Here is a 25,537-nt window from a genome sequence, read left to right on the forward strand (position 1 = left end):
TAGGAGTAATTTAGGGTGCGTCAAGCTACAGTTTATATTGACAGCGCTGCGCTGCAATATAATTTAAACCGTGTCAAACAACTTGCCCCAACCGCGAAAATCGTCAGCATGGTGAAAGCCAATGCTTATGGACACGGAGTTAAAGACTGCTTAGCAGCCTTAAGCGAAACCGATGCCTTTGGTGTCGCCTGCCTGCAAGAAGCCTTAGAAATTCGTGAATTAGGCTATCTACAGCCGATCACGCTTATCGAAGGTGTTTTTTCTGCAGATGAAATGCCAATCGTAATCGAACAAAATATTGAAGTCATTGTGCATCAACAGGCTCAAGTCGACTGGTTAATTGCACATAAAGATGCCTATATCGCCAAAGGTCTAAAAGTCTGGGTCAAACTGAATAGCGGCATGAACCGCCTAGGTTTTAAGATTGATGTGATTAAAACCGTGATCAATCAGTTGAAAGCAGAAGGCTTTACTTGTGTACTTGCCATGCACTTCGCTAATGCCGATGCCGAGCATCCACTGAATGATGAACAAATCCGTCAATTCCTGGAAATTAAAAATGACTGCGCCCCACTTTTAGCCTCTTGCTGTAACTCGGCTGCAATCTATAAATATCCAGAATTGCATTTTGACTATGTGCGTCCAGGGATCATGCTCTACGGTGCGACGCCCTTTTCAGACCGGGATGTGCATGATCTGGACTTAAAGCCGGTCATGACGTTTACAGCTGAAATTATTGCCTTGAATGATATTCAAGCAGGTGAGCATGTCGGTTATGGTTCGACATTTACCGCAAATCAAGACATGACGCTAGCCATTGTTTCAATTGGCTACGGTGATGGTTATCCACGTGCTTTCCCTAAACAGAACTATGTCGCAATCAATGGTCAGCAAACTCGCGTGATTGGCCGGGTTGCCATGGATATGATTGCTATTGATGTGACAGGACTAGATGTGCAATTAGGTACCGAAGTCGAACTTTGGGGTAAAACCCGTCTGGTTGATGATGTGGCTGAAGCGAATGGCACGATTGGTTATGAACTATTATGCAGGCTCAGCAATCGTCCACTACGCAAAATGGTCTGATCTAGTCCTCAAAATAAAAAAAGCCCAACCGATGTTGTAATGCCAGTCAGTTAAGAAATTGACTGGCATTTTCTTGGGTATTTCTGCGGTTTTCCTTTCACAACTCGTGGGCAACTTCTAACCCTTCTCTCAGGCAAAACATACCTCCTCGATTTCTCCAGTAAACTTTCTAGATGTTTAGGTAAATTCCCTGCGGAGTCTAAAGAATCAAATCTTAATATATTCAGGATGCTGATAGAGGCAATATGAAAGCTGATTCTCAAAGGACTGACTTTTGCACGTTGAGCCATATGTTTCATTTGTCTTCTTAGAATATTATAGGCAATGAAGACCCCCCATAATTCTTGATAAATTAAATCAGGTTGCTTGCTCCTCAAATGCTTACCTTCCTGTAAATCACTTTTGATTTCTCGGTAACACATTTCTATTTCCCAGCGCTGGGCATAAAGCTTCGCCAAGCCTATCAGTGGATATGCCTTTGAATCCATTAATGAAGTGATATAACGTCTAATTTTCCCTGCCTGCTCAACTTCAATCAAACGCGCTTCCCAATATTCTCCTAATGATGGATTTAGCTTCCTGGCTCTAGCTGAAAGAGGCATTTTGATTTGAAAGTCATGCGGGGAATTACGTTTAATGATCTCATAGCGTAAATTATCTTTTGCTCTCATTAACCAATGACTGGCTTCTACTCGTGTTTGCCAGTCAATCAAGAAATCAGCAGAGAAATAGGCTCGATCAAACAAGGTAATACTATGCGATGGAGGACATAATCGATTTGCCAGTGTAAGTTCACCCTGATCCATGCTACCTATTTGGGCATCAATGATTTCATGGGTGCTGGTATTTACCAGGCAGGTTGCTCTCACTTGTGGATAAGGGGCTGCAGCGGTTTTACCCTTAGATGAGCCAAAGTGTTCAAAATTCTCGTCTGTATAAGGCATAGACCAAACCACCCCGTCAACAGCACATACACTAAGGCCATGAAAGTTTGAGTATTGCTGTTGGGATTCTTCAAACCAGGCTTGGCTGAGTAGAGAAAACAAGGTATTCAAGGGCTCTCGTCCTAAACGTTGTCGTGCTTGCACTGCTGCACTGGGGACACAATATTCTGTTGTACCAAACACAAGTTTTAGTTGCTCTACGACATACCCGATCGGTTGATCTCGAAATAGGGCAAGCCCAATTACCAGCCATACCACATGTTCGGCAGGTAATTTTCTTCTCCTGATAGAAGCCTTACCTGTTTGATGTAGGCTTTCTTTAATCCAGTTTAAATCAATGAGTTCACTGAAATGGCTGAGTGAAGGCAAAGAATGTTGAAGGGTGCAATCTAAATTTTCAGATAAAGTCATAAAAAAAATGAGCGTATTGGCATACACTCATTTTTACTACATTTTTCTAATGTCTGCTTAACTGACTGGCATTAAACCGATGTTGGGCTTTTTCTTTAGGCTGACTTTTGTTCTTCGCCCTGTTCTATGCATAATTGCATTAATAATGCATCGACATGGCTTTGCTGAAAAGCAAAAGGATTAAAGTCATCAAATCCCATGTCCTGACAGAATTGCTGGATCTGACTGCGTTTGGAAATATATTTCATGGACCAGTCCGGGAAACTTGGATATTCAATTTCCTTGGTTTCAAATAGTTTAATGTCCTGATGGCGAGGATCTTTATTCAGTCGCTCCACCAGCAGACTTTTTAAAGTGGGACATTCACCTTCGAGACATTGAAAAAAATGACCATCTGCGAAATAAAGTACACCTGTCACTTGATGCTGGTAATTAAAATCACGAGCTTCTTTCAGGATATTCGCCAAATCTTCGAGTAAGTCAGGTTTGGGAGAAGTACTTTTACTGGCGTAACAAAATTGGTACATGCGCTAACTCCTCTATTTTTATTATGCTGAACTGCATAGAAGTTAACACTGTACGCGAAAAACCTGAACCCGGATAGGTTTATTATAAGAAATACTCATTAGAGGGAACCGGAAGTTCTGCCAGTCCTTTTTTCAAGGTCTCTGACCATTGCCGGCTGATTGACGTGAAATACTCATCATCTTCAGCAATACGCTTGCCTCTTGGCATGATCAGACTGTCTTTTTTATAGACCAGCACATCAAGTGGCATACCGACCGATACATTGGAACGTAAGGTTGATGCAAATGAAATCAGGGAACAGCGCAAAGCTTCATCCAGCGGCATATCATAAGTCAGCGCACGATCCAAGATCGGCTTGCCATATTTACTTTCGCCAATCTGGAAATACGGCGTATCGCGTGTGGCACAGATAAAGTTCCCTTGTGGATAGACATGATAAAGCTGCATGTCCTGATCTTTAAGTTGCCCACCGACCAGCAGATTGCAATAATAATTACTTTGTTCCGAAATATCGCTCGTAACATTCGCAATCACTTTCTTCAGTATACTACCTACCAGCTCAGCGACATCAAACATGGTGTGCAGACTCAAGATATTGGGTTCCTGCTTCAGTTCGAGCTGATTTTTAATATGCCCAATTACGGCTTGTGTTGTTGCCAGATTTCCGGATGCCTGTATGACGATCATACGTTCCCCAGGAATACCAAAGGTATACAACTTTCGAAATACAGAAATGTGATCTACTCCGGCATTTGTCCGGGTATCACTGATAAAAAGCATACCTTGCTCTAAACGTAGTGCACAACAATACGTCATTCATTCGTCCTTATTAATATCCTAGCACTTGAACGATGGAATGCATGGATTCCACACCGCCCTTTTCTCTGACACCGCGTACCGGCGCCACATCCCAATAATCCCGTCCAATCGCCACATAAACATGCGAACTTGGAGTAAACAACAGATTACTGACATCAAAACAATACCATGTCTGGTCTACAAACACCTCTGCCCAAGCGTGACTGGCCAGATGCGAAGCATTTTGTGCATATAAATAACCAGAAACATAGCGGGCAGGTAAACCTAGATATTTGCACATGGCAATAAAAATATGACTATGGTCCTGACAGACGCCCTGTCTGGACTCAAAGGCATCTATTGCAGAGCCTTGCACTGAAGTACTGTTGGAAATATAAGGCACATGCTCCAGCAAGGCCTGTGCCAGTCCAATCAAATGCTGACGGGTTAATGCAGGAACATGACGTTGTGCAAAGTCTTTCATTGCTGCATTACATTGTGTCGATTCGGTCGGCTGTAGAAAAAGATTGGGATTGATTGAATCATTCAATCCACTCTGATGCGCAGGATTCAACTCGACTATTCCTTGTGCCATGATAGTCAGGGAATGATAAGGCTCCCGCTGGCTACAGGTCATCCACAGATTATGAAATGCATCTTTCCGGATTTCTTTATTACCCGGTACACTGATATCCCAAGAATGCACCCGCTGATGCGCATTGCTCGAAGGCATCATTTTAATGTACTGAATACTGTTCCTCACCTCGGCCGTGTACATATAGTGCGTTTGGTGATTCACCATCAATTTCATACATCTGCCTCAAACAGTTGATGGATATGGTCGCTAAACTGATAGAACTGAATCCGGTTCGGTTCTGTACGCAACTGCTCCCAGTATTGCTCCAGATCATTCCAGCCCATTTCCACCAGAATTCTGACCACATAATCAATCTTGCACAATGTGGTACTGGTTTCTTCACCTAGGCGTAACTGGTGATCCAACTGTTCTACACATTGCCCTAAACTGAAAAACAGAAAGATATCGGAAGATTCTGCTTCCAGAATATCTTCACATTCCGTTACCACTTCACAGATATAACCGGCATTTTTATCAGCGGTTTTGATCAGTTTCATCAGTTCCGCATAGCCTGAAGCAGACAATACACCACGTAATTCCTGAATATTGTCTTTGGCCACTTTAAACTGCTGGCTAAAAGACGCCACTTGCGTAGGATCCAGTACCAGCTCATTTAAGGAACTGGCATCAAAGGCAGGTAAACAAAAGGCATGGGCATACGCTACTGCCGCTTCGTCTTCTAAAAATGGAAAGCGCGCACATAAAAAATGAGTGCGAGATAAATAACGCCCTAACCAAAAAATATGTTGTGCATTGCTATTCAGCAAAACCATGACATTTTCCTTCTTTGGAATCTTATGAATGTAAATTGTCGACTACCCAGGTATCTTTGATACCGCCACCTTGTGATGAATTCACCACCAGTGAGCCGGGCTGCATCGCCACACGGGTCAAGCCACCCTGTACGATTTCAGTACGATAAGGCGAACTTAATACAAATGGGCGTAAGTCGATATGACGTTCAGCAATACCAAAATTGGTCAAAGTCGGACTAACCGATAAGTCCAAAGTTGGCTGCGCAATATATAAATGCGGCGCAGCTAAAATTTTCTCCCTGAAAGTTTCAATTTGCTGTTTAGAGGCTTGTGGTCCAATGAGCATGCCATAACCGCCCGAACCCTGCGCTTCTTTCACCACCAGTTGATCCAGATGAGCCACGACATAGTCTAATTCTTCAGAATTACGACATTGATAAGTCGGAACATTTTTTAGAATTGGCTGCTCGCCCAAATAAAAATGAATCATTTTGTCGACATATGGATAAACCGATTTGTCATCTGCCACACCGGTTCCCGGTGCATTGGCAATCACAACATTATTTTGCAAATAAGCTGACATCAAGCCAGCCACACCCAAAGTGCTATCCGGTTTAAAGCATAAGGGATCAAGAAACGCATCATCGACCCGTCTATAAATAACATCGACTCGTTGGCGACCACGTATGGTTTTTACATAAACCTTCGAGTCATCAACAAAAAGGTCACGTGATGTTACTAATGGCACATCCATCTCTCTTGCAAGGAAAGAATGTTCATAGTAAGCACTATTAAAACGTCCTGGGGTCAGTACCACCACAAATGGCTTGTCGACATAAGCATTTTCGATCAGGATTTCTTTTAATAATTGTGGATATTGCTCGATTCCGGCAATCTTGGACTGCTCGAATACTTTCGGCATCAGTTTTTCACTGATCTTGCGGCATTCCAGCATATAAGACACGCCAGATGGCGTTCTGAGATTATCTTCTAAGACATAAAACTCGCCCTTGGAATCACGGATCACATCGATCCCGCTAATCTGGCTATAAATCCCGCCTTTCAAGCTATGTTGATACATATGCGGCTGATAGGCCTCATGCGTCAAAATCTGGAGTTCAGGAATAATATTGGCTTTTAAAATATCCTGTTGATGATAAATGTCATGTAAAAACAGATTCAGTGCGCGCACGCGTTGTGCCGACCCCAGAGCCACCATATTCCACTGTTTGCGGTCAATCACTCGTGGAATGATATCGAAAGGAATGCTTCGCTCTACCCCCTCTTTATCTTCGTAAACCGTAAAGCTAATGCCATGATGTAAAAAATGTTCTTTTGCCACCTGATTTAAAGCATTCAATTCATCCAGCGTATGTTGTGATAACCATTCTTCCAGTCTGTGACCAGCCTGACTGGACAACACATGTTCATCCTGCATTTCATTAAAGAACTTTGAAGATAACTGCTGCAGTAAAAGTTGTGGATTCGTTGTAGTAGATACCGCTGTAGTTTTAGTGTCTATAAAATTTTTTCCAATATTCTGGGAACTAAATTTATCAATTGTTTCAATCACATTTGTATCCTGATTTCCTTTAATAAGCATACAAACCCTCGTATTATCATCTATTATAATTAAATCAAAGCAATATCCATGCCATGACATCTGTATTTCAATTACCATTAATCTAATAAATGCCCTTTGAACTCAATGCCATTTTCGACCAAGTTGTTTTAGAATTGTAGGACAAATGTTGCACAGAGGGACTTGCGAAAAAATGAGAGTTTTTTTATTGTGTTAAGCTAAGCCTAAATCCCCTCTTCTTTATTGCCAGCAAAATAAATTATGTCAGCACAAGAAAAAGAAACTTCAAACAGTCTATATCGCCAATGGCAAATCTTGTCGCGTCTTTCTACCGGCAAATGGATGGGAACACGTGAATTACAGGAAATCCTCAATCGTGAAGGCATCGATATCAGTCTGCGCACCATTCAGCGCGACCTGAATCAGATTGCTCAACGCTTTCCGATTGAAAGCAGTAAAACCACGCCGCAAGGCTGGCGTTGGCGTTCAGATGCGCCGCTGCAAAGTTTGCCGCATATGACCAGCTCGCAAGCGGTCACTTTCATGATGGTCGAAGAACATTTAAAACATCTGCTGCCACCGAGCCTGATCGAGGAAATGAATCCGTGGTTTGATCTGGCACGACGCAGTCTTTCTTCCCAGAACAATGTCCGGCAATGGATTAACCGCGTACGCATTGTTCCGGCTACCCAACCCCTGATTCCACCTGTGGTAGATAAGGCTGCGCAGCAAGCGGTGTATGAAGGTCTGTTACAGGACAAACAGCTGGAATGTGTGTATCAGGGCCGCGGTCATAATAGCGAAGAAAAAACCTATATTCTCAATCCTCTGGCATTGGTACAAAAAGGGTCAATCATCTATCTGGTGTGTACCCGTCATGACAAGTCCGATATCCAGACCTTTGCCCTGCACCGCTTTAAATCGGCCGTCGTGCTGAATTCACGTGCCTTGCATCCGGTCAATTTCGATATTGATGAGTATATTGATTCTGGTGCGCTGGGCTTCCGGGTGGACTTCAACCACCCTACTGAAAATGTCACGCTAAAACTCAGGATGTCGGAATCGGATGCACATTACTTTGAGGAAAGCCAGCTCAGCAAAGACCAGAAAATTGAAAAAATGGAAGATGGCATGTCGCTGATCACTGCTACCGTGCCATTTACCTCGCAACTGGTCTGGTGGCTACGTAGCTTTGGTAAAAAGATTAAACACATTGAACCGAGTATTGTAGCCAATGCAGTCGATCAGCCGGATGAAGAAAAGCCTTAATCACACAGGCTTCATCCAGATTCTTTTAGGTATTCCAGAATAAAAAAATCCCCAAAGTGGGGACTGGAGAATTTTGCTTATATTTTTGTTCTTGTTGTAGTGAGCTGTCGCTGTGCCAAGCTACTTTTCTTTAACACCCCAAAATGTAGCTTGGATGAAACATCAATATTTAAAAATGACTGAGACATAAGCAAGCCAGCTCAGCATTATTAAAGCGAATGGATTTTTTGGTCATGGTTTAAGACTCCTATAAAGTGAATAAACCGACTATAAAGTCATCCGCCTTACTTGTGAAATAAATAGAATGCATGTCTTTTGCAGATTTTTTCTATAGGACTTTTTTCGAAAAACTTATCTGTAATCGCTGCTGATTTATTGCCTGGCTTAATAGCATTTTCGGCAAGTGGATAAAATCGAATAACAATTCTCTGCTTGTATAAGATACCTCGCTCTGCACATCATAAAGCCCTATAGAAGTAGAAATAGGGACTTAATTTTACAATGGCTAACCCTGCTCAATTAGTACGTCACAAGCTGCTCAATACTTTCTTTTCCCGCCATTCGGTCTGGTTTGCCTGCATTCTGATTGCAGTGATTTTTACCACATTTCATATCGGTTATTCGCCGCGTTATATCTATTATTTTATGCCGCAAACGTTGGTGAATACCCTGTGGATCCTGAGCATTCTGCTGAGTCTGCTGGGTTTGTATGATGTACTGCAAAACAAACATTCTATTCTGAAAAATTACCCCATCATGGGACATTTCCGCTTTATCTTTGAGGAATTCCGTCCGGAGATTCGTCAGTATTTTATTGAAGCCGACCGCGATGCACTGCCCTTTTCCCGTATGCAACGCAGTCTGGTGTATCAGCGAGCGAAAAATGAAAATTCAGATAAACCTTTCGGCTCGATTCTGAATGTCTATGAAGATAATTACCGCTTTGTTAGTCATTCCATTACGCCCTGCAAAGTTGCCGATCCGCAGACTTTTCGCATTCTGATTGGAAATGAGCAATGTACTCAGCCCTTTTCAGCTTCTATTTTAAATATTTCAGCCATGAGCTTTGGCAGCATGAGTGCCAATGCGATACGAGCCCTTAATCTCGGTGCTAAAAAAGGTGATTTTTTCCATGATACTGGAGAAGGCAGTATCAGTCCCTACCATCTGGAATATGGCGGCGATCTGGTTTGGGAGATTGGCAGTGGTTATTTTGGCTGCCGTACTTTAGATGGGCAGTTTGATCCGGAACGTTTTGCTGCACAAGCCAAATTACCCCAAGTGAAGATGATTGAAATCAAGCTTTCGCAAGGTGCAAAACCTGGCCATGGCGGTATTTTACCTAAAAGTAAAATTTCGGAAGAAATTGCCCAAATTCGAGGCATAAGCCGTGATCATGATTGTGTGTCACCTTCGAGTCATCCGGCATTTAGCACACCGATTGAAATGATGCATTTCATACAAAAATTACGTGAACTTTCCAACGGAAAACCGGTCGGATTTAAGCTGTGTCTGGGTCAACCGTGGCAGTTTATGAGCATGGTCAAAGCCATGTTACATACCCAGATTTATCCAGATTTTATTGTGGTTGATGGCTCTGAAGGTGGAACGGGAGCTGCACCCATTGAATTAATTGACTATGTTGGCGCCCCTTTAAGAGAAGGTTTGCTGTTTGTACACAATACCCTTGTTGGTGCAGGATTGAGAGATAAGATCAAAATTGGTGCAAGTGGTAAAATAATTAGTGCATTCGATATTGCCAGTACGCTTGCCATTGGTGCAGACTGGGTCAACTCGGCCCGGGGCTTTATGTTTGCAGTGGGCTGTATTCAGGCTCAAAGCTGTCATACCAATCAATGTCCGGTTGGGGTCACGACCCAGGATAAAGATCGCCAGAAAGCCTTACATGTGCCGACCAAGGCCGAACGGGTATTTCATTTTCATAAAAACACCTTACATGCTCTGTCTGAACTGATTGCTTCCGCAGGTCTGAAACATCCTTCAGCCATTAAGGCGCATCATCTGGCACAACGTGTGAATAATCACGAAATAAAAAACTTTGCGCAGATTCATTTTTGGCTGAAAGAAGGCGAATTATTGTCCTGTGAAAATAAGGATGAGGAGAACTTCTACTTCAGGATGTGGAACTTGGCCCAATTAGAAAAATTTTAATTTGATGCATTTAAAATCAAAAAAGGCGTTTAATTCAAACGCCTTTTTTAATATTCAATTTTCACTCTATTAATAATAAGTTTTGCTGCCATGTGCATGCAGAAAGGCAGGAATCAGTCCCGTGAGTGCAGCACGAATATCAGCACGCTCATTGATTAACTGATGCGAACCTTCTTCCAGCATCAGCAAAGTCTGGAGCCGGAATTTACGTCGGATAAATTCGATATTATAACGCCAGTCCACAGTCTGATCCTGTGCACCCTGTGCCAGCCACACCGGAATACGACAAGCCGGACGCGCTTCCATTTCCAGCATCCAGCGTGACATCGCTAAAATCCAGTCCATGCCCATCATTCGCGGTTGTAATGGATCTTTAAGCCGGATAAAACGCAAAAACTCGGGATTATGGTTATTACGTCTAAAATGCCGGGGAACTTCACGTTTGATTCGACTAATAATGCCCAATCCGACCGAATTATGCCACCAAGCAGTTTTGGCGGGACGAATCAATGGTGATAACAGCAGAACTCGTTCCACAAAAGGATTTTCGCGACGCTGCGCAAATTCCAGTAAATGGTGCATCCAGATCGCACCGCCGGTACTCTGCCCGATGCCAACCCAAGGTTTCGGTAGTTGTGAGGCGTGCTGCACATAACGATGCACGGCATGTAAAACCTGCTGATAATGATCAAAATTCTGAATGCTGGCAGGTGAACCATCACTAAGACCATGTCCAGGCAGATCATAGGTCAATACACTAAAACCCTGTTCCAAAAGCTCTTTGACAATGGGCTGATAAATACCGCTATGTTCCAGATAACCATGCAGCAAAAAAGCGGTTCCCTGGATCTTGTCAAAGCGGGTATTTTCCAGATTCGGTTCAAACACCTGTACATGCAACCTGAATAAAGGCATCTGTACATAGCCCTGCCAGTGTTTGCAATCCAGCAAATCAAAACCATAAAGCTTGCGATAGGACTGCAGATCAATCGGCGGTTCATCACTACGATTCAAGTTTAAAGGTGGCAAGAGTTGAGGCGTAACATCCCGACTCGGAATGGGTAAATCCAGCTGTTTCAGAATGGTGGGATTTAAAAATGGGATATCAGACATTATGGCACCTCCCGACAGTCACTGGATCCAAACCACATGTCGCGCATGGTCGCCAACATTTCATAATTGGCACGACGACTGTGATCATAATTTTGTGCACTTGGACGCCATCGTGTCAATGGCGTTGGCATCGGCGCTTCTACCGGAATGGTTTGTATGCCATTTAAAGCAAATAAACGGCGGGTACGCGGCATATGATAACGATCCGTAATCAGAATCACTGTAGGCGCTCCACCTTTCTTTTGTAATAGTAATGAACTGAATCGGGTATTTTCACAGGTGTTCATGCTGCGATCTTCCAGTAATTTGGCATCGACACCATGATTTTTTAACCAGCGCTGCATATACGGCGCTTCGACCCCACTCAGAACAATCGGCAACTGATAATGTTTTTCTACTGCCAGCGTGGTTTCCAGACGTAGTCGCGTATAGTTATTGACGATGATCTCTTTGCCTTGGTCATCTAGGGTTAAGCCACCACCCAATACCACAATGGCATAAGGTTGGGAGCTATTCGCCGGTTTAGCCTGCTGTTGCTCTTGTAGTAAAGCCAAGTCCTGCTGGATTTCCTCTCCATCGGTTTCCTGTACCGAACTGGCTTCACCCTGCTCAAGTGGATGCGTCGTCAGAAACTCCATATATTGCTCAATGCGTTCCTTATTTTCACTACTGTCCCACTCCAGCAATTCCCGGACATTGGCTGTCGGATCGGCTGGTTCTGCATCTTCCTGTGAGGACAATAAGGGCACCTGAGCAGGTGGACTTTGCTCTGCTTTTTGATCTTGCTGTTCGCGCTGATATTCTTCAATCACCTGCTGCAGTGCTTTATAACGTGCCTGAATCAACATGAGGTTGGCCGAGTTATTTTGCTGGATATCCTGTTCCATGACCTTTAAATACGCCTGACGGGCAATCCACAAATCAGAGCCAGGTTCCAGATTTTCATGTTCGCTGAGTGCAGCCATTTTCTGGCTTTGAGCCGCGACTTCATTTAGCTCTAAGGAGACAAACTGGTTTAAGCCCTTGACGATCATTTTTGAGTAAAAAGGCGTATAAACCAACACCAGTAGACAGCCGCATAGCACAAACAGTCCAGTGACAATTTGTAGCAAACGTACCATCCAATGGGTGTTTTTCATGTTATTCCTCTTCCTGATGAGAACGGATCAAGCCATTTTTATCGAACAATACAGGTTCAGGCTCCAGCATTAGACTAAATTTTTCCCAAACTGACTGTTGTACTGCACGATACGTTTTACGGACATCGGTGAGAGAGGCCTGACCATAATTCACCAACACCAGCGCCTGTTTATGAAACATGCCGACAGGCCCCAACTGTTTACCCTTCCAGCCCGCCTGATCAATCAACCAGCCTGCTGCCAGTTTAACTTGAGCATTCGTTTGCTGGTAATGGGGTAAATTCGGGAAAGATACAGCAATTTGGTCAAAGACCGCCTGATCAACCACCGGGTTTTTAAAGAAGCTGCCCACGTTGGGAAATTCTTGTGGATCAGGCAATTTACTCTGGCGAATCTGGATGACCTGTTGCTGCAAGTTTTCTGCTGTGAGCTGATCACCGACCGCAGTCTTCAGATCACCATAATTCAGTTTCAAATCTGGCTGCTTAAGTAATCTAAAAGTCACATGGGTAATCACATAACGATTGGGATCATCTTTAAAAATACTATGCCGGTAGGCAAACTGACAATCTGCTGCCTGAATCGAAGCAAACTGTTTCAATTGTCGGTCATAGACCTCAACAGAATCGATGAATTCTCCGACTTCGACACCATAAGCGCCAATATTCTGTACTGGCGATGCACCGACCCGACCCGGAATTAAAGCTAGATTCTGTAGGCCATATAAACTTTGTGCCGTGGTCCAGAGCACGAAGTCATGCCAGCCTTGTCCGCCGCCTACACGTAAACGTTGCGACTGATCATCAGCATCCAGCATTTCAATGCCTTGAATATCCATATGCAGCACCAGTGCATCAATCTGCTCCGGCAACAACATATTGCTGCCACCTGACAGGATCAGTACATTGAGTTGCTGCTGTTCAGCAAAATCCAGTGCCGCCAGCAAATCAGCAGTGGACTGAATTTGGGCATAGTATGAAGCAACTGCTTCTAAATTTAAGGTATTAAAAGGTTTAAGTTGAACCTGGGTTTGAATCTGCATCGCTTAAACCTTGTGTAAATTCTGTTTAAAAATCTCAATCCAGGCCTGGCTGCTGGATTCACATTGATCAAGCACCCGCTCAAAGCCATCCGCTTCGCCATAATAAGGATCGGGTAAGGCCTGTTTTGGATAAATCTGATCATGTTCACTCATTAATGCCACGCGTGCACGTACATGACCAAACTGAGTTTCTGCCAGACGCTGTATGTTCTGGATATTGGATAAATTCTCCAGATCCATCGCCAGAATCAGATCATAATCAATAAAATCATGCGGAATAAGTTGACGTGCGCGAAGTGCTGAAAGGTCATAGCCACGTTTTAGTGCATGCTTCTGGCTACGCAAGTCCGGTGCCTTGCCCGGATGATAATTACTGGTTCCGGCAGAATCGACCATAATATTGAGTTGCTGTTCATCACAATAATGTCTGAGTACAACTTCTGCCGTGGGAGAGCGGCAAATATTTCCCAAACAAACACATAACACCTTATATGGCGTTCTGGATGACATAAACAACCTCAGAGTTACTTCATTTTAAGGATTCTTATGTTAAGTTATTTATATAATGAATCCTATATCAGCAGCATAGAATAATCTCGTATTTGCAATAAAAAAATCAAGGATAACGCCATGAATCGTTTTCAGTTTCAAACCGTCCCCAATATCATTGCCGGACTAGGCACGATTCAGGAATTATTTAAAATTCTAAAAAATGGCCGTTATCAACGTCTTCTACTGGTGACTGATCCGGGTATGCTGAAGCAGCAATTACATCTGCCGATTCTGGATATTATTGAATCTGCCGGGCTGGAGTACGTGATTTACTCGGATGTCCAAGCTGACCCACCCGATACCGTGGTGCTTGAAGCGGCGGCTTTTGCAAAACAGGAAAATATTGATGTGGTGCTGGGCTTTGGTGGTGGTAGCTCGATGGATGTGGCCAAACTCATTGCAATTTTGGCGCATCCTGAACAGCATCAGACGCTGTCAGATCTATATGGCGTCGATAATGCTACCGGACCTCGTTTAGCTTTAGTCCTGGTTCCAACTACGGCTGGAACAGGTTCAGAAGTGACGCCGATTTCGATTGTCACCACAGGTGAAACCACCAAGACCGGCATTGTCGCGCCCATTCTCTATGCAGATGTTGCCATTCTGGATGCAACCTTTACCCAGAATCTTCCGGCACAGATCACTGCGGCCACCGGCATTGATGCCATGGTGCATGCCATTGAAGCCTATACCTCAAAACACAAGAAAAATCCTTATTCGGATATGCTGGCCAAACAGGCTTTAAGATTACTGAATGCCAATCTGCAGCGCGTGCTGCAAGACGGTTATGATTTAGAGGCCCGTCAAAATATGCTGGTCGGTTCCATGCTCGCCGGACAAGCCTTTGCCAACGCACCGGTCGCCGCCGTACATGCGCTGGCTTATCCATTGGGTGGACATTTTCATCTGTCGCATGGGCATAGCAATGCGCTGGTTCTAACTGAAGTATTAAAGTTTAATGCGCCAGCGGCCAAACAGCTCTATGCGGAATTGATGACCTGGTTGGATCCTTACAGTAAAGGTTGTCATGATGGTCTGACCGATCTGTTTATTGATCATTTTAATAATCATCTGCTGCAAAGCGGTTTGACTCTAAAACTAAATCAGTTGAATGTTCCGGAACATATGCTGCAGGTCATGGCAGAAGATGCGATGCAACAAAGCCGGCTGTTACAGAATAATCCACGTGAACTCAAGGTGGAGGATGCTTATCAGATTTATCAGGCGATCTATGCCTAGACCAATTTCCACCTAAGCCTTGTCTAGCTGAGGACTGAATACTGATGAAAGCCACGATCAAGCAACGCGAACACTATACATTTTTCTTACCCATTCAAACCCGCTGGGCAGACAATGATTTATATGGTCATGTCAACAATGTGACCTATTACAGTTATTTTGATACCGCAGCCAATGCCTTGCTGATTCAGGAAGCCGATTTTGATCCGAAATATTCCCCGATGATTGGACTGGTGGTCAGCTCCAACTGTCAGTTTAATCAGGAACTGTCTTATCCGGAAATTATTGAAGTTGGCGTGGCCATTGAAAGCATGGGAAGCTCATCGCTCAGCTATGATCTGGCCATTTTTAAACGCAATTCAGATACAGCGGCTGCACAGGGCAATTTTGTTCATGTATTTGTCGATCGTGAGACACGAAAAAGCACCCCGATTCCAGTCGAAATGCGGGATGCTTTATCTCGATTTGTTACGCCTTAAAGCCCTGCATATTTCCTGCCTGTTTCAGCTGAATATTTTGCAGTTCACCATCAAATTGCTGTAACAGATCGCGTACTGCCGGTTCAGCATGCAACAATTCTTCGGCACGTTTAAAAGCACGCGCCTTACGCTGATGCTGCATGGTATACGGCGTGAGCTGGTCCACATTTTCAAATTTCACTTGGAAATTGGTTTGCGGCCATTGCTGTTGCAAAGCAGCTTCCAAATTATGTTGCAACTGGGTCAACAACTGCTGGTACTGTTCAGGAATATGGAAAACGGATTCACCATTAATCTGGCCAGTCATGATGCCATACTGTGCCAGTTCCTGTACTGCCGGAGAAAGCTGGCTGTTACGGAACCAGTATTCCCATTTTTCTACGCTCCACTCGCCTTCTAAGGTTTGCTCAGGTATTTTTAAAATATCCTGTGGCATCAAATTCTGCGTATTTACATCTTGGGAAATATCTTCCAGCAAAGCTGTCTGTGCGACTGGCTGGACCGGCGCTGTATTTTCAAGAGCAGGCTGATCGGTTGTTTCCTGTGAAAGCTCTATTTCCGGTGCAGCAAGACTAAATTCCTCATCAGCAGACATACTGTTTTGTGCTGGCTCGGTAGGAATGACAGCATCTGCAGGAATAAATTCTTCAAGCAGGAAATCATCCGAGCTGCTGCTTGTAGCCGCTGTTTCTGTGGTGCTCTCGATTTCATCAAAACCAAATAGGCCTTTGTCGTCATTTGGATCAAAAACAATCTGATCCGCAGACTGAATCTCTTCAATCACTGTTTGAGTTGCTACAGGCTGGACAGGTTCAGGTGCATTGATGTTGGTTGGCTCTTCCTCATCCAAAAAATCATCCGAAGAAGGTTCAGACGCTGATGCGACATCAATCTCCTCATCCGACTCATCGTCCAGAGAGAAATCATCAAATACCGGTTCTGCCTCCAATGATTGTGTTTCTACTGATTCAGATTGAAGTTGTGTCTGAACGGGCTGCTGTAGGCGTGTTGTAAGGGTCGCTGCCTGTTGCGGTGCAGTCTCCTGCATCACCGGAATTTCGCTTGGCTGTAATGGACGGAAAGCCAGCAAACGTAGCACCGTCATTTCAAAGCCTTGTTCTTGCGTAACTGCAAGCTGTAAATCGGCACGACCCTTACAGGCAATCTGATAATACAGTTGCAGATCCTGAGCAGAAATCAGACCGGACAATTGCATAATCTTTTGATTGATCTCAGCACTATATTTCAGGCTTAAATCTGGTAGGTATTGCAATAAGGCCAGTTCATGCAGTGTCGAAATTAGCTGGTCTAGCACCAGTGACACATCCAGAGCTTGCTGACGGAACTGTAGCAATAATTGACTGACCTGCGCTTTCTGGTTCTGATGAATCGCCAGAATCAGGTCATAAATAATGGTACGGTCAATCAGACCGAGCATGTCTTTGACATCCTGATGCTGGATTGCACCCTGACCATAGGCAATCGCCTGATCGGTCAGCGACAAGGCATCACGCAGAGAACCTTGTGCAGATTCAGCAATCTGCCAGATCGCATCCTGATCTGACTGAATACTTTCTTTGCTGAGAATATGGCCTAGATGTTCGGTAATTTCATCAACTGCCAATGGGCGCAAGGTAAATTGCAAGCAACGTGAAATGACAGTAATCGGCAGTTTTTGCGGATCAGTGGTTGCGAACAGAAATTTGACGTGTTCCGGTGGTTCTTCCAGCGTCTTTAACAGCGCATTAAAAGAATGCGTGGAGAGCATGTGCACTTCATCGATCAGGTAGACCTTGAAGCGACCTTGAGTCGGTGCATAAGGCACATTATCGAGCAGCTCGCGGGTATCTTCGACCTTGGTACGGGATGCCGCATCGATTTCGATTAAATCAATAAAGCGGCCTTCATTGACTGCGGTACAGGTCGGACAAACCTCACAAGGGGTCGAAGTAATACCGGTTTCGCAGTTCAAGCACTTCGCCAAAATACGTGCAATCGTGGTTTTTCCGACACCACGTGTTCCTGTAAACAAATAGGCATGATGCAAACGGCCACGTTCGAGCGCGCTGGTTAAAGCACGTGATACATGGTTTTGGCCCACCAATTCATTAAAATTACGAGGACGGTATTTTCGCGCAAGTACTTGATACATGTATGCTCCTTTTTACAGGTCTAAGCATACTGTTTTTTTATAAAATAGTGAAATGAATGCCGGTTTATAAAGAATAATAATCCCTTCATCAAAATCATTGAAAAAGGGATATAAAACAGATGCTTTTTTAAAATCAGACCGATTCAAACAGGATAAAGTCACTTTGCATCTGGTAGCGTTTGCCTGTTTGATCTTCACGAATTTCCAGAACATGCTTTTTCAGATCGACATAGAGCAGATTTCGGGTATCGACATTCAGCAGTTCAATCTTTTGTTGTGATTCATCCTGAAACCGAATCTGCCCGCTCATCGTTTCAATTTCATTATGTCCACTTAAACTTTCACGCTGTAAAGTAAAGGTCTGATCTTCATTTAAAGTTAAGGCCACTGCCATGCCCGGACAGTCTTCACAACTTGAAAAGCATCCCATACACGGCGTTGTGCCCTGATAACTCCCGACCCAGGCAGGAATCTGAGCTTTGGCTTCCATCACTGTATTTGCAGCCGGCTGATTCGGCTCCTGACATCCGAACAACACACTGCTTGCGACCAGAGGAATCACCAGCACTTTTTTCATTACTTCACACCACAGCCATGGACTGCGCGACAAAATAACATATTTAGCTGACGGGCTAAACTCCCAAATCAGGGATATTTAGCGCCAGCCTTTGCGCCCGGTCAGTACCGCATCCGCACAGCGCAATGTTTCCTGCGTCGACCCCCAAAGACGGTAATCTCCAGTCAATGAACCTGTTGGAAAGTTATGTGTATAGGCAAAACTTAAACCGCGCTCAGGATCGCACCAGGCACCAGAGCCATTAAAGCCCATATGACCAAAACCTTTAGAGGCTTTTCCTAAAGTGAGAACACGGTGATAACCCAAGCGCCAGTGCATCGGTAAAGGCATGACCCGATCTCGTGTTTTGTATTGCACCTGACTAAGTCGCTGGAACACTTCCGGCGAAATGAATTGTTGTCCTTGCCATTCACCACGACTGGCCAGCATGGCATAGATTTTTGCCAGACTCTCTGCGGTAAATACTCCATTGGCAGACGGAATAATGGCCTGTAGACCCTCATTACTAAAGAAACTAAAATTCTTCATGCCCTTTGGAATCATGGCATCCTGAAAATCCTGAGGATCCTGCCCGCTAAAAACCAAGGCTCGTTCCATCAGGTTTGGTTGCCTTGGCGCAGTTTTTTTCGCAGGCTGTGTCTGAGACTTGGCTGCTTTAGGCTTTAAAATGGGTAAGGCCACCCGAGCTAACTCATGCGTCGGTACGCTAAAATAAGCACCATTTAATTGTAATGGCTGAACCAGATATTCCTGCATCAGTGCACCCAGTTTTTTACCAGTCGCTTTTTCTAATGCGCCACCCACCTGCCAGCCAAAGGTTAGCGGTTGATAAGCGGCATCTGTAGCAACCTGAAAACGTGGTTCAGCTGCCGCAATCCGGTCCAGCATATGCGACCAGTCGGCCATTTCAGTGGCATCATCAATGATATTACGGATATCAAACAATCCGCTTTGATGACTGAGCATATGCGCCAGAGTAATATTTTCTTTACCCTTTTGTGCAAATTCAGACCAGTATTCTGCAACCGGTCGATCATAATCCAGATAACCTTGACTGACCAGAATATGCGCCAAAGTCGCCAGCACACCTTTACCTGTGGAATAACACAGCGACATGGTATCCGGTTGCCAGTTTTCAGTGACAGACTTTTTACCGGTATAAATATCGACGACCTTTTGTCCCTCAAAATATACCACCAGTGCGGCACCACCCTGTTCGGTACGTGCATCCTGCAAACGGCTAAACTGACGGGCAAGGTCACTGAAACGCTCATCGACATTGCCCTGATAATTATGCTGATCAGCAAACAGATAATCTTTAATTGGCTGCATCATTCTATCCATAGAATATTGATCCCTTAAAATGAAAAAGCCTAAATCGGGTTTAGGCTTTTGATTCAGATTTAAATTGCTTTGATATGGCCGGTGACGTGTGGTTTTTGATTTTTACTGCTTCGTATCAGAAAATCTGTATCATTGGCTGCCTGTGCCGTCAGGAACTCAACTTTAGATGGCAAGTACATCGGCAAATTGAACCAGACATCAGCTTCATAAGCATCTGGCAATGACAGATTCGCCAGTGCTTTGGCCTTGCTCCACATACCATGTGCAATCGCCTGTTTAAAACCAAAAGCTTTCGCTGTGACTGCATGAATATGGATCAAGTTAAAGTCGCCTGAGGTCATGGCATAACGACGACCAGTATTCTCCGAGATGTTCCATTCATTATTGAGTATATATTCTGGCGCTTGGCTTTCTGCAGGTTTTGCAGCAGCTTTAGCATTGGTCTTTTGACGTGACAGATAAGTCGTCAATGCTTCAACTACGACCTCGCCTCCCACTTTGACTGTAGTAATGAAATCAAACTGCACGCCTTTATCGTGCGGCTGCAATTCGCCAAATTTGCATGATAGGGTCAAGGTTTCATTGACGCCAATTTTACGGTATTGCTTCACTTGGTTACGGATATGTACCAAGCCCAAGATCGGAAATGGAAATGCTTCTGAAGTCATCATGTGCATTTGCAGACTTTGTGAAAGCACCGTCAGATAGATTGCTGGAATATAACCATTATTTTTAAAACCGCAGACTTCATTATAGGCTTTCAGATGTTTCTGATCGACCTTGAATGAATCCACCACATATTCAACTTGCGGTAGAACTTTTTCAGCTTTCGGCTTTTTAAAAATCAAGCCCTGAATCACTTTTGGATAGGCTAAATAAGGTTTTGGAAGTTGACTAAAATGGCGCGTATTCATACTGAACCTTTGGAAATTTTATTATTTCAATTTGTCTAAAAGCGCCTTCTCTTGCACCATATATGGCTCAGGGAGAAGGCTGGGATGAGGGTCAATTCATCCCCTTTTTAATTTAATTTTTACCTCTCCCTAACCCTCTCCATTAAAGGAGAGGGATATCTCCCCCTTTTCAAAGGGGGATTTAGGGGGATTTTAAATTAAGCCCCTAACAGACTTTGACCACACACACGTACCACGTTGCCATTTAAACCGGTTGACGCAGTAGCAGCAAACATTGCAATGGTTTCTGCAACATCGACAGGTAAACCACCTTGGCTCATGGAATTCATACGGCGGCCCGCTTCACGGATCGCAAATGGAATCGCAGCCGTCATTTGTGTTTCGATAAAGCCCGGTGCAACGGCATTAATGGTTATACCATTTTTTAAAGTTGGTGCTGTGAATTTCACCACACCAATCACACCCGCTTTAGACGCTGCATAGTTGGTTTGACCCAGGTTACCTGCAATGCCTGAAATTGAGGATACACAGATAATACGACCATTGGCATTTAGACCATCGTTGGAGATTAAATAGTCATTTACACGTTCAATCGCAGACAGGTTGATGTTAATCACCAGATCCCATAGCTCAGGCTTCATATTGGCCAAAGTCTTGTCACGGGTAATACCGGCATTGTGCACAATAATGTCCAGACCACCCTGCTCAGCTGCTGCCGCTTTGATTTTCTCACCTGCATCTGCAGCAGTAATATCAATAGCTAAAGTTGAACCGCCAATTTCACCGGCTACACGATCAAGGTCCGCTTGCTGCTGCGGAACATCCAGACAGATGACATGTGCACCATCACGTGCCAATACATGAGCAATCGCTTCACCAATACCACGGCTCGCACCGGTTACTACAGCAGTTTTGCCTGCTAATGGTTTAGTCCAGTCCACATCCACTTTTTCAGCAGGTGAAACACGGATCACCTGACCAGAAACATAGGCAGACCGTGGAGAAACTGCAAAACGTAAAGCAGACTCAAGATTTGCTTTAGCACCAGCATCTACATAGATCAGGTTCGCTGAAATTCCCTTTTTAAACTCTTTACCCACAGATTTTACAAAACCTTCCAGTGCGCGTTGAGCAATGGACTGGCTGACTGATTTAGCAGTTTCAGGCGTAGTTCCTACAATCACGACACGGCCAGAACTTTGGATTTGACGTGCAATCGGGTTGAAGAAATCATAAAGTGATTTTAACTGTTCTGAGTTTTCGATTCCTGAAGCATCAAAAATGACAGCTTTGAATTTTGATTCTTTATCGCCTGGATTAAATGCACCCAGATTCAGTCCAGCTGATGCAGCAGCCTGTTGTAATTCAGCATTGTTACCTGCATAGCTATTGGCATGAATATTTGCCAGAACCTGAGCAATAGCACCAGTCAAGGTACTTGCCGGTGCTGCTCCAAACAATACTGCACCTTTGACTACAGGTGTAGCAGACTCAAAACGCTCTAAAGAAGTTGGGGATGGCAGACCCAAATTTTTAATGACAAATTTACCAATAGGAGATTTTGCAAAAGTTTGGTACTGATCAGTCATGTTTATTATCTCTCATACAAATTAATTTTTGGTTGATCTAAAGTTATCCTTAAACTTCAGTATGATGCCAGACACTTATATTTCAATAGATCTACCAGTTTCCGCCCAATCATACTTGAGATAACAGGCAGATGACTTGACCTAAGCGCAGTCTGTAATGTCATTGTAGTCAATACAGCTTATCTTCTTCTATGCTAATGTAACCGCCAAGAAGACGATCTATTTGCCTGGTAAAGCCTTATGAGCAAAACAACTCAAGATAATCCAGCAGTCGAGAACTCTGCGACAGAAACTGTGTCAAAACCATCAACGCGTAGCAAGCGTAGCACTAAAAATCCTGATACAGCCAATGCCACAGAAAAAAGTCCGGCTAAAACCACACGTACACGCAGTACATCTGCACGTACCAAAAAAACGACTTCAAGCCAACAAGATTCAACATCTATAACACAGACTTCTGTTCAACAGGAACCAAACATGAGCCAAAATACAGTTCGCCGCGTTGCGATTATTGGTGGTAACCGCATTCCATTTGCACGTTCTAACGGTGCTTACTTTACGGCATCCAATACTGATATGTTCACAGCAGCCCTGAATGGTCTGGTTGAACGTTTTAACCTTCAAGGTCAACGCTTAGGTGAAGTGGTTGCAGGTGCTGTACTGAAACACAGCCGCGATTTCAACATGACTCGTGAATGTGTACTAAATACTGCTCTTGCACCGGAAACCCCTGCTTATGACATTCAGCAAGCATGTGGTACTGGCCTTCAAGCGGCATTTCTGGTAGCGAACAAGATTGCTCTAGGTCAAATCGAAGTAGGCATTGCAGGTGGTGTAGATACGACTTCTGATGCACCGATTGCTTTTGGTGACGGTTTACGTAAAGCATTACTTGAGCTAAATATCGCGAAAACTGCAAAAGACCGTCTGAAAGCATTGACCAAGATCAATGTGAAAGACCTGATGGATGCACCAAAAAATGGTGAACCGCGTACAGGTCTGTCTATGGGTGATCATCAGGCGATTACCACACTGGAATGGGGAATTTCCCGTGAAGCGCAAGATGAACTGGCTGCATCTTCACACCAGAAAATGGCTGCAGCTTATGAAGAAGGTTTCTTTGATGACCTGATTACACCATTCTTGGGTCTTCAACGTGACAATAACCTGCGTGCTGATTCTTCAGTTGAGAAGCTGGCAAAACTTAAACCTGCTTTTGGTAAAGGTGATGCACGTACCATGACAGCGGGTAACTCTACACCGCTAACAGATGGTGCTTCTTGTGTGCTATTGGCTTCTGAAGAATGGGCGAAGGCAAATGGCCATGAAGTGCTAGCTTACCTGACTTTCCAGGAAACTGCCGCAGTTGATTTTGTCGAGAAAAAAGAAGGTCTGTTGATGGCGCCTGCATATGCCGTACCACGCATGCTTGAGCGTGCAGGTCTGAAACTGCAAGACTTCGACTATTATGAAATTCATGAAGCTTTTGCATCTCAAGTATTGTCTACGCTGAAAGCTTGGGAAGATCCAAAATTCTGTAAAGAGCGTTTAGGTCTGGATGCACCTTTAGGTTCAATTGACCGTGCCAAACTGAACGTAAAAGGCTCTTCACTTGCTGCCGGTCACCCGTTTGCAGCAACTGGTGGTCGTATCATTGCGACAGCAGCAAAACTGATTAACCAGAAAGGTTCAGGCCGCGTACTGGTGTCGATCTGTGCAGCCGGTGGTCAAGGTGTGACGGCAATTATTGAAAAATAATCCGTTGACCGATCCAATTAAAAAGCCCCTCAATTGAGGTAATGCCAGTCAGTTAAGAAATTGACTGGCATTTTCTTGGGTATTTCTGCGGTTTTCCTTTCACAACTCGTGGGCAACTTCTAACCCTTCTCTCAGGCAAAACATACCTCCTCGATTTCTCCAGTAAACTTTCTAGATGTTTAGGTAAATTCCCTGCGGAGTCTAAAGAATCAAATCTTAATATATTCAGGATGCTGATAGAGGCAATATGAAAGCTGATTCTCAAAGGACTGACTTTTGCACGTTGAGCCATATGTTTCATTTGTCTTCTTAGAATATTATAGGCAATGAAGACCCCCCATAATTCTTGATAAATTAAATCAGGTTGCTTGCTCCTCAAATGCTTACCTTCCTGTAAATCACTTTTGATTTCTCGGTAACACATTTCTATTTCCCAGCGCTGGGCATAAAGCTTCGCCAAGCCTATCAGTGGATATGCCTTTGAATCCATTAATGAAGTGATATAACGTCTAATTTTCCCTGCCTGCTCAACTTCAATCAAACGCGCTTCCCAATATTCTCCTAATGATGGATTTAGCTTCCTGGCTCTAGCTGAAAGAGGCATTTTGATTTGAAAGTCATGCGGGGAATTACGTTTAATGATCTCATAGCGTAAATTATCTTTTGCTCTCATTAACCAATGACTGGCTTCTACTCGTGTTTGCCAGTCAATCAAGAAATCAGCAGAGAAATAGGCTCGATCAAACAAGGTAATACTATGCGATGGAGGACATAATCGATTTGCCAGTGTAAGTTCACCCTGATCCATGCTACCTATTTGGGCATCAATGATTTCATGGGTGCTGGTATTTACCAGGCAGGTTGCTCTCACTTGTGGATAAGGGGCTGCAGCGGTTTTACCCTTAGATGAGCCAAAGTGTTCAAAATTCTCGTCTGTATAAGGCATAGACCAAACCACCCCGTCAACAGCACATACACTAAGGCCATGAAAGTTTGAGTATTGCTGTTGGGATTCTTCAAACCAGGCTTGGCTGAGTAGAGAAAACAAGGTATTCAAGGGCTCTCGTCCTAAACGTTGTCGTGCTTGCACTGCTGCACTGGGGACACAATATTCTGTTGTACCAAACACAAGTTTTAGTTGCTCTACGACATACCCGATCGGTTGATCTCGAAATAGGGCAAGCCCAATTACCAGCCATACCACATGTTCGGCAGGTAATTTTCTTCTCCTGATAGAAGCCTTACCTGTTTGATGTAGGCTTTCTTTAATCCAGTTTAAATCAATGAGTTCACTGAAATGGCTGAGTGAAGGCAAAGAATGTTGAAGGGTGCAATCTAAATTTTCAGATAAAGTCATAAAAAAAATGAGCGTATTGGCATACACTCATTTTTACTACATTTTTCTAATGTCTGCTTAACTGACTGGCATTACTCAATTGAGGGGCTTTTTTTATGTT

At 43.9% G+C, this 25,537-nt stretch carries 22 protein-coding genes; 6 read left to right on the top strand and 16 right to left on the bottom strand.

Features of this window, described 5'->3' with window-relative positions; all coding sequences use genetic code 11:
* Positions 1–15: 15 nt before the first annotated feature.
* Positions 16–1,086 (top strand): alanine racemase, encoded by a 1,071-nt coding sequence (gene alr, locus F891_RS09100; protein ID WP_005263263.1) that lies wholly within the window; start codon positions 16–18, stop codon positions 1,084–1,086.
* A gap of 50 nt (positions 1,087–1,136) precedes the next feature.
* Here alr and F891_RS09105 read toward each other — a convergent pair whose 3' ends face one another.
* The 6 genes from F891_RS09105 to F891_RS09130 all read right to left on the bottom strand — a co-directional run bounded on the left by F891_RS09105 (position 1,137) and on the right by F891_RS09130 (position 6,762).
* The gene (locus F891_RS09105) at positions 1,137–2,441 is read right to left on the bottom strand and encodes an IS4 family transposase (protein WP_005104965.1); all 1,305 of its coding nucleotides are present in this window, start codon (positions 2,439–2,441) and stop codon (positions 1,137–1,139) included.
* 95 nt (positions 2,442–2,536) lie between these two features.
* Entirely contained in the window at positions 2,537–2,968 is a 432-nt protein-coding gene (locus tag F891_RS09110) for a BLUF domain-containing protein (protein ID WP_005263266.1), read from the bottom strand.
* Positions 2,969–3,050: 82 nt separating this feature from the next.
* Entirely contained in the window at positions 3,051–3,785 is a 735-nt protein-coding gene (locus F891_RS09115) for a proteasome-type protease (RefSeq protein WP_005263267.1), read from the bottom strand.
* A gap of 13 nt (positions 3,786–3,798) precedes the next feature.
* A complete protein-coding gene (locus tag F891_RS09120; protein WP_005263270.1) occupies positions 3,799–4,578 on the bottom strand; it encodes a transglutaminase family protein in 780 nt (259 codons plus the stop codon).
* Entirely contained in the window at positions 4,575–5,177 is a 603-nt protein-coding gene (locus F891_RS09125; RefSeq protein ID WP_004278801.1) for an alpha-E domain-containing protein, read from the bottom strand. Before F891_RS09125 ends, F891_RS09120 begins: the two co-directional genes overlap by 4 nt.
* Before the next feature lie 22 nt (positions 5,178–5,199).
* The gene (locus tag F891_RS09130; RefSeq protein ID WP_005263272.1) at positions 5,200–6,762 is read right to left on the bottom strand and encodes a circularly permuted type 2 ATP-grasp protein; all 1,563 of its coding nucleotides are present in this window, start codon (positions 6,760–6,762) and stop codon (positions 5,200–5,202) included.
* A 240-nt stretch (positions 6,763–7,002) separates the two neighbouring features.
* Between F891_RS09130 and F891_RS09135 the strand changes: the two genes are divergently transcribed.
* Positions 7,003–8,010: a helix-turn-helix transcriptional regulator gene (locus F891_RS09135; protein ID WP_005263274.1), complete on the top strand. Its 1,008-nt coding sequence runs from the start codon at positions 7,003–7,005 to the stop codon at positions 8,008–8,010.
* Positions 8,011–8,511: 501 nt separating this feature from the next.
* Positions 8,512–10,182: an FMN-binding glutamate synthase family protein gene (locus tag F891_RS09140; RefSeq protein ID WP_004278804.1), complete on the top strand. Its 1,671-nt coding sequence runs from the start codon at positions 8,512–8,514 to the stop codon at positions 10,180–10,182.
* Between the two features lie 69 nt (positions 10,183–10,251).
* On the opposite strand, the gene F891_RS09145 is transcribed toward F891_RS09140, so the two are convergent.
* The 4 genes from F891_RS09145 to F891_RS09160 are packed head-to-tail and all read right to left on the bottom strand — an operon-like array spanning position 10,252 to position 13,986.
* Positions 10,252–11,295 carry an alpha/beta hydrolase gene (locus F891_RS09145; RefSeq protein ID WP_005263275.1) on the bottom strand — a complete coding sequence of 348 codons (1,044 nt, stop codon included), beginning with the start codon at positions 11,293–11,295 and terminating at the stop codon, positions 10,252–10,254.
* A complete protein-coding gene (locus F891_RS09150) occupies positions 11,295–12,434 on the bottom strand; it encodes a YdcF family protein (protein WP_005263276.1) in 1,140 nt (379 codons plus the stop codon). The genes F891_RS09145 and F891_RS09150 overlap by 1 nt, the downstream gene beginning before the upstream one ends.
* Before the next feature lies 1 nt (position 12,435).
* A complete protein-coding gene (gene murB / locus F891_RS09155) occupies positions 12,436–13,476 on the bottom strand; it encodes a UDP-N-acetylmuramate dehydrogenase (protein WP_005263277.1) in 1,041 nt (346 codons plus the stop codon).
* Positions 13,477–13,479: 3 nt separating this feature from the next.
* The gene (locus F891_RS09160; protein ID WP_005263278.1) at positions 13,480–13,986 is read right to left on the bottom strand and encodes a low molecular weight protein-tyrosine-phosphatase; all 507 of its coding nucleotides are present in this window, start codon (positions 13,984–13,986) and stop codon (positions 13,480–13,482) included.
* A gap of 120 nt (positions 13,987–14,106) precedes the next feature.
* Between F891_RS09160 and F891_RS09165 the strand changes: the two genes are divergently transcribed.
* Positions 14,107–15,267 (top strand): iron-containing alcohol dehydrogenase, encoded by a 1,161-nt coding sequence (locus tag F891_RS09165; protein ID WP_005263280.1) that lies wholly within the window; start codon positions 14,107–14,109, stop codon positions 15,265–15,267.
* A gap of 44 nt (positions 15,268–15,311) precedes the next feature.
* Complete coding sequence (locus F891_RS09170) at positions 15,312–15,746, top strand: acyl-CoA thioesterase (RefSeq protein ID WP_005263282.1); 435 nt, start codon at positions 15,312–15,314, stop codon at positions 15,744–15,746.
* Here F891_RS09170 and dnaX read toward each other — a convergent pair.
* The 5 genes from dnaX to F891_RS09195 all read right to left on the bottom strand — a co-directional run bounded on the left by dnaX (position 15,736) and on the right by F891_RS09195 (position 22,322).
* Positions 15,736–17,898 (bottom strand): DNA polymerase III subunit gamma/tau, encoded by a 2,163-nt coding sequence (gene dnaX / locus F891_RS09175; RefSeq protein WP_005263285.1) that lies wholly within the window; start codon positions 17,896–17,898, stop codon positions 15,736–15,738. The two genes, F891_RS09170 and dnaX, sit on opposite strands and share 11 nt — an antisense overlap.
* A 133-nt stretch (positions 17,899–18,031) precedes the next feature.
* Positions 18,032–18,475, bottom strand: coding sequence for a copper resistance protein NlpE N-terminal domain-containing protein (locus F891_RS09180; RefSeq protein ID WP_005263287.1), 444 nt, complete (start codon positions 18,473–18,475; stop codon positions 18,032–18,034).
* A gap of 78 nt (positions 18,476–18,553) precedes the next feature.
* A complete protein-coding gene (locus F891_RS09185) occupies positions 18,554–19,819 on the bottom strand; it encodes a serine hydrolase domain-containing protein (RefSeq protein ID WP_005263294.1) in 1,266 nt (421 codons plus the stop codon).
* Positions 19,820–19,878: 59 nt separating this feature from the next.
* Complete coding sequence (locus F891_RS09190) at positions 19,879–20,733, bottom strand: MaoC/PaaZ C-terminal domain-containing protein (RefSeq protein ID WP_005263296.1); 855 nt, start codon at positions 20,731–20,733, stop codon at positions 19,879–19,881.
* Positions 20,734–20,930: 197 nt separating this feature from the next.
* Positions 20,931–22,322 carry a 3-oxoacyl-ACP reductase gene (locus F891_RS09195; RefSeq protein ID WP_005263298.1) on the bottom strand — a complete coding sequence of 464 codons (1,392 nt, stop codon included), beginning with the start codon at positions 22,320–22,322 and terminating at the stop codon, positions 20,931–20,933.
* A 240-nt stretch (positions 22,323–22,562) separates the two neighbouring features.
* On the opposite strand from F891_RS09195, the gene F891_RS09200 reads away from it, so the two are divergent.
* Positions 22,563–24,080, top strand: coding sequence for an acetyl-CoA C-acetyltransferase (locus F891_RS09200; protein ID WP_005263300.1), 1,518 nt, complete (start codon positions 22,563–22,565; stop codon positions 24,078–24,080).
* A 52-nt stretch (positions 24,081–24,132) separates the two neighbouring features.
* On the opposite strand, the gene F891_RS09205 is transcribed toward F891_RS09200, so the two are convergent.
* Positions 24,133–25,437, bottom strand: a complete 1,305-nt coding sequence (locus tag F891_RS09205; RefSeq protein ID WP_005104965.1) for an IS4 family transposase — start codon at positions 25,435–25,437, stop codon at positions 24,133–24,135.
* Positions 25,438–25,537: the final 100 nt, after the last annotated feature.

This window comes from Acinetobacter sp. CIP 101966 (assembly GCF_000369725.1).
Taxonomy (GTDB): Bacteria; Pseudomonadota; Gammaproteobacteria; order Pseudomonadales; family Moraxellaceae; genus Acinetobacter; species Acinetobacter lwoffii_Q.